At 73.2% G+C, this 4,442-nt stretch carries 1 protein-coding gene; it reads left to right on the top strand.

All coding sequences use genetic code 11. The features are described from left to right. The coding region (locus tag GA0115259_RS28005; protein ID WP_141716714.1) for a type I polyketide synthase at nt 1-4,442 on the top strand (4,442 nt) is incomplete at both ends.

Here is a 4,442-nt window from a genome sequence, read left to right as displayed (position 1 = left end):
GCCCGAGCGGCTGGATGCCGTACTGCGTCCCAAGGCCGACGCGGCCTGGCATCTGCATGAGCTGACCCGCGAGCTCGATCTGACGGCCTTCGTGGTCTTCTCCTCCCTCGCCGGAGTCCTCGGCGGCGCCGGTCAGGGCAACTACGCGGCGGGCAACGCCTTCCTCGACGCGCTCATCGAGCGCCGGCGGGCCGAAGGGCTGCCCGGCACCTCCCTCGCCTGGGGCCCCTGGGAGCGCCCGAGTGGAACGACCGGTGGGATGACCGGCGCTCTGGCCGACTCCGAGGCGGAGCGGCTCTCGCGCTCGGGAGTGCCTCCGCTGCCGGTGGAGCAGGGCGTGGCGCTCTTCGACACCGCGCTGGCGTCCGGCGAGGCCGTACTCGTACCCGTACGGCTGGATCTGCCGGTGCTCCGCGCACAGGGCGAAGTCCCGCACGTACTGCGGTCGTTGATCCGTACCCGCGCCCGCAGGGCCGCGGTCTCCGGCTCCGCCACGGCCGGCGGACTGGCCCAGCGGCTCGGCCGGCTGGACGAGACCGACCGTATCGATCTGCTGCTCGATCTGGTGCGGGCACAGGTCGCCCTCGTACTGGGCCATGCCGGTGGCCAGGACATCGACGCGGGCCGTGCCTTCCGTGAGCTGGGCTTCGACTCGCTGACGGCGGTCGAACTGCGCAACCGGCTCACCACCGTGACCGGTCTCCGGTTGCCCGCCACGCTGGTCTTCGACTATCCGACCGTCCGGCATCTCGTCACCTACATCCTCGGCGAACTCCTCGGCGCGGAACCGGCGCAGGCCGCTCCCGCACCGGCGCGCGGCGCAGCCGTTGCCGACGATCCGATCGTGGTCGTGGGCATGGCGTGCCGCTATCCGGGCGGTGTGGCGTCGCCGGAGGATCTGTGGCGGCTGGTCACCGAGGGCACGGACGCCATCTCCGGATTCCCGGCCAATCGCGGCTGGGACCTGGATTCGCTCTACCATCCGGATCCGGACCACGCCGGTACGGCGTACACCCGCTCCGGCGGATTCCTGCACGAGGCGGGCGAGTTCGATCCGGCGTTCTTCGGGATGAGCCCGCGCGAGGCACTGGCGACCGACTCGCAGCAGCGGCTGCTCCTGGAGGCGTCCTGGGAGGCCGTCGAGCGCGCGGGCATCGATCCGCTCTCGCTGCGCGGCAGTTCGACGGGCGTCTTCGCCGGAGTGATGTACAGCGACTACAGCGCGGTTCTCGCGAGCCCCGAGTTCGAGGGCTTCCAGGGCAGCGGCAGTTCGCCGAGTCTCGCCTCCGGCCGTGTCTCGTACACGCTGGGCCTGGAGGGCCCGGCCGTGACCGTCGACACCGCCTGTTCCTCGTCGCTGGTCGCCCTGCACTGGGCGATGCAGGCGCTGCGCTCCGGCGAGTGCTCGCTCGCGCTGGCCGGCGGCGTGACCGTCATGTCGACACCGTCGGTGTTCGTGGACTTCTCCCGGCAGCGCGGGCTCTCGCCGGACGGCCGCTGCAAGGCCTTCTCCGACACGGCCGACGGCGTCGGCTGGGCCGAGGGCGTCGGCGTGCTGGTGCTGGAGCGGCTCTCGGACGCCCGGCGCGGCGGCCACGAGATCCTGGCCGTCGTCCGGGGCAGCGCCGTCAACCAGGACGGTGCCTCCAACGGACTGACCGCGCCCAACGGCCCTTCCCAGCAGCGGGTGATCCGCCAGGCGCTCGCGGGCGCCGGGCTGTCGGCCGAGGACGTCGACGCCGTGGAGGCCCATGGCACGGGCACCACTCTCGGCGACCCGATCGAGGCACAGGCCCTGCTGGCCGCCTACGGGCGCGACCGCGATCCCGCGCGTCCGCTGCTGCTCGGCTCGGTGAAGTCGAACATCGGGCACACCCAGGCGGCGGCCGGTGTCGCGGGCGTCATCAAGATGATCATGGCGATGCGGCACGGCACGCTCCCGCGGACGCTCCATGCCGAGCTGCCCTCCTCGCACGTCGACTGGTCCGAAGGCGCCGTGGAACTGCTCACCGAGCAGACGCCCTGGCCCGAGACCGGCCGTCCGCGCCGGGCCGGGATCTCGTCCTTCGGTATCAGCGGCACCAATGTCCACACCATCATCGAGCAGGCCCCGGCCACCGGGATCCCGGCACGGACCGCGCCGCGCGCCGCCGCGGGACCCGTTCCCTGGATGATCTCCGGACGGACCGGGGACGCCCTGCGCGGCCAGGCGGCCCGGCTGCTCGCGTATGTACGGGCGGAGCCCGGACTCGACCTGCTGGACGGCGCGTTCTCGCTGGCCACGACCCGCTCGCAGTTCGACCGGCGCGCGGCCGTGGTGGCCGGCGACCGTGAGGCCCTGCTGAGGTCGCTGGCCGCGCTGGCCGCCGGACGCGCCGACGCAGGAGTTGTCGAGGGCGAGGCGGGGCGCCGCGGCAGGACCGCGCTGCTCTTCACCGGGCAGGGCAGCCAGCGGCCCGGCATGGGACGTGAACTTTACGAGCGGTTCCCGGCGTTCGCCGAGGCGCTGGACGAGGTGGCCGCCGTACTCGATCCGCTGCTGGACCGTCCGCTGCGCGAGGTGCTGTTCGCCGCCGAAGGCACGGCCGAGGCCGCGCTGCTGGACGGTACCGGCTGGACGCAGCCCGCGCTGTTCGCGGTCGAGGTGGCGCTGTACCGGCTCGTACGGAGCTGGGGCATCAAGCCCGACTATGTCGCGGGCCACTCGATCGGCGAACTCGCGGCGGCCCATGTCGCGGGTGTGCTGTCACTCGCCGACGCCTGCGCCCTGGTCGCGGCCCGCGCGAAGCTGATGCAGGCACTCCCGGCCGGCGGCGCGATGGTCGCGGTCCGGGCGACCGAGGAGGAGGTGACCTCGTATCTCTCCGAGCGTGTCTCGGTCGCCGCCGTCAACGGGCCCTCCTCCGTGGTGATCTCCGGCGACGAGGACGCGGTACGGGAGATCGCCGCCGCGTTCGAGGCCCAGGGACGCAAGACCAAGCGGCTGCGTGTGAGCCATGCCTTCCACTCGCCGCACATGGCCGGAATGCTCGACGCGTTCCGTGCCGTCGCCGCCGGACTGACCTACGCTCCGCCGCGGATCCCGCTCGTCTCCAATCTGACCGGTGATCTCGTCACCGCCGAGCAGGTGTGCTCCCCGGAGTACTGGGTCGAGCATGTCCGCGCGGCGGTCCGCTTCGCCGACTGTGTGACGACACTGCGTGACGCGGGCGTGACCACCTTCCTCGAACTGGGCCCCGACGGACCGCTCACCGCCATGGCGCAGGACATCCTCGGCGATACGTACGACGCCGAACTCGTCCCGCTGCTCCGCGCGGACCGTACCGAGCAGCTCGCCGTCACCACCGCGCTGGCCCGGCTCCAGGCCCATGGTGTGGCCGTCGACTTGGCCGCCTACTTCGCGGGCAGCGGAGCGCGCCGGGTGGATCTGCCCACGTACGCCTTCCAGCACGAGTTCTACTGGCCGCAGCTCACCGCGGCGCCGGCCCGGGCCGCCACCGATCCGGGCGACCAGCGTCTGTGGGCCGCCGTGGAGCGCGGCGACGCCGATGAGCTGGCCACGATCCTCGGCCTCGGCGAGGGAGACCACGGTTCGCTGGGCTCCCTGCTGCCCGCGCTCACCTCCTGGCGGCGCGGCAAGCGAGAGAAGACCTTGCTCGACTCGCTGCGCTACCGGACCCGATGGGTGACGCTCGGCAGGCCCGCCGCGCCCGTCCTGGACGGCACCTGGCTGCTCGTCACCAGCGACGGCACCGATCCAGCCCTCTGCGACGAGCTGACGGGCGCGCTCGGTGCCCATGGCGCGCGTGTACGCCGGCTGGAGCTCGATCCGTCGTGCGCCGACCGGACCGTACTGGCCGAACGGCTGCTGGCCGTCGAGGAGTACGACGGCACGGCGAACGTCCTGTCCGTACTCCCGCTGGACGAGCGCCCGAGCGCCGCGTATCCGCCGCTCACCGACGGACTCGCCCTGACCGCCGCACTCGTCCAGGCGCTCGTCGGCACCGGCGCGCGAGGACGGCTGTGGACGGCCACCCGAGGCGCTGTGTCGACCGGGCCCGCCGATCCGCTGACCCGTCCCGCCCAGGCCACGGCCTGGGGACTCGGCAGGACCGTCGCGCTGGAGCACCCGAGGCTCTGGGGCGGACTGGTCGATCTGCCCGAGACGCTCGATCAGCGGGCCGCGCAACGTCTCGCCGGAGTGCTCGCCACCAAGGACGCTCCCGACGGCGAGGACCAGGTGGCCCTGCGCGCCTCCGGAGTCCATGGACGCCGGCTCGTCCGTCACTCGGTCGGAGAGCTGCCCGCCGCGCGGGAGTTCACCGCCCGGGGCACCGTGCTCATCACCGGCGGCACCGGCGGTCTGGGCGCCGAGGTGGGCCGCTGGCTGGCCCGCGCGGGCGCGGAGCGGCTCGTACTGACCAGCCGGCGCGGGCCCGACG

The organism is Streptomyces sp. MnatMP-M17 (assembly GCF_900091995.1).
Classification (GTDB): Bacteria; Actinomycetota; Actinomycetes; order Streptomycetales; family Streptomycetaceae; genus Streptomyces.
This window is presented reverse-complemented; position numbering and strand designations above follow the sequence as displayed.